The sequence below is a fragment of the Exiguobacterium sp. s102 genome (genome assembly GCF_018618635.1).
GTDB classification, from domain to species: domain Bacteria; phylum Bacillota; class Bacilli; order Exiguobacteriales; family Exiguobacteriaceae; genus Exiguobacterium_A; species Exiguobacterium_A oxidotolerans.
On sequence record NZ_JACSML010000018.1, the window covers coordinates 1 to 1,275 of the forward strand.

Below are 1,275 nucleotides of genomic sequence, written 5' to 3' on the forward strand. Positions count from 1 at the left end.
CCGTTCCCATGCCGAACACGGAAGTTAAGCACTTGAACGCCGAAAGTAGTTGGGGGCTTCCCCCTGTGAGGATAGGACGTTGCCAGGCATACTTTTTTAATAAAGTATTTGACAATTTTGACTGACTAATATAACATTATAGAAGTCGTCAAGTTACCACGGTCCTGTGGTGTAGCGGTTAACATGCCTGCCTGTCACGCAGGAGATCGCGGGTTCGAATCCCGTCAGGACCGCCATTTTTATTTACCGATCTTTTTCATTATGGCTTTGTAGCTCAGTCGGTAGAGCAGAGGACTGAAAATCCTCGTGTCGGCGGTTCGATTCCGTCCAAAGCCACCATTTACACCTGCCGGTGTAGCTCAGCTGGTAGAGCAACTGACTTGTAATCAGTAGGTCGCGGGTTCGACTCCTGTTGCCGGCACCATTTTTTATTTAATATGGCGGTTGTGGCGAAGTGGTTAACGCACCGGATTGTGATTCCGGCATTCGTGGGTTCAATTCCCATCAGTCGCCCCATTTTATTTTTAATTTAATACTAGTTTGTGTCATTAGCTCAGTTGGTAGAGCATCTGACTTTTAATCAGAGGGTCGCAGGTTCGAATCCTGCATGACACACCATTTTTATGCGGGTGTGGCGGAATTGGTAGACGCGCTAGATTTAGGATCTAGTGTCTTTGACGTGGGGGTTCAAGTCCCTTCACCCGTACCATTTATATTTATAATGCGGAAGTAGTTCAGTGGTAGAATACGACCTTGCCAAGGTCGGGGTCGCGGGTTCGAATCCCGTCTTCCGCTCCATTTTTTAAATAGAAGTAACAAAAAATAGCATAATTTGCGGTCGTGGCGGAATGGTAGACGCGCTAGGTTGAGGGCCTAGTGGTGGCAACACTGTGGAGGTTCAAGTCCTCTCGACCGCACTTATTATGCACCCTTAGCTCAGCTGGATAGAGTACTTGACTACGAATCAAGGGGTCGGGAGTTCGAATCTCTCAGGGTGCACTTTTCGGGAAGTAGCTCAGCTTGGTAGAGCACTTGGTTTGGGACCAAGGGGTCGCAGGTTCGAATCCTGTCTTCCCGACCATTATTATTATCGGACTTTGAAAACTGAACGATGAGGCAAAAACGTATCTTCGGATACAAACAATGAATGAAGCGCAAGCTTCGTCAACGTGACTTTTAGTCACACAAACGAGCAAGTCAAACACTTTATGGAGAGTTTGATCCTGGCTCAGGACGAACGCTGGCGGCGTGCCTAATACATGCAAGTCGAGCGCA

General features: G+C 47.8%; 10 tRNA genes and 2 rRNA genes. All 12 read left to right on the forward strand.

What is annotated here, in order from left to right:
- Positions 1–88, forward strand: a 5S ribosomal RNA gene (rrf, locus tag KNQ02_RS15445); the annotation flags it as partial.
- A 72-nt stretch (positions 89–160) separates the two neighbouring features.
- A tRNA-Asp gene (locus KNQ02_RS15450) sits at positions 161–236 on the forward strand.
- A 27-nt stretch (positions 237–263) separates the two neighbouring features.
- Positions 264–339: transfer RNA gene (locus KNQ02_RS15455), tRNA-Phe, on the forward strand.
- 9 nt (positions 340–348) lie between these two features.
- Positions 349–424: transfer RNA gene (locus KNQ02_RS15460), tRNA-Thr, on the forward strand.
- Between the two features lie 16 nt (positions 425–440).
- Positions 441–516: transfer RNA gene (locus KNQ02_RS15465), tRNA-His, on the forward strand.
- Positions 517–542: 26 nt separating this feature from the next.
- Positions 543–618, forward strand: a tRNA-Lys gene (locus KNQ02_RS15470).
- Between the two features lie 7 nt (positions 619–625).
- Positions 626–709: transfer RNA gene (locus KNQ02_RS15475), tRNA-Leu, on the forward strand.
- A 14-nt stretch (positions 710–723) separates the two neighbouring features.
- Positions 724–798: transfer RNA gene (locus tag KNQ02_RS15480), tRNA-Gly, on the forward strand.
- A 36-nt stretch (positions 799–834) separates the two neighbouring features.
- Positions 835–917: transfer RNA gene (locus KNQ02_RS15485), tRNA-Leu, on the forward strand.
- An 8-nt stretch (positions 918–925) separates the two neighbouring features.
- Positions 926–999 (forward strand) — tRNA-Arg (locus KNQ02_RS15490).
- A 5-nt stretch (positions 1,000–1,004) separates the two neighbouring features.
- Positions 1,005–1,081 (forward strand) — tRNA-Pro (locus KNQ02_RS15495).
- 124 nt (positions 1,082–1,205) lie between these two features.
- A 16S ribosomal RNA gene (locus KNQ02_RS15500) occupies positions 1,206–1,275 on the forward strand; the annotation flags it as partial.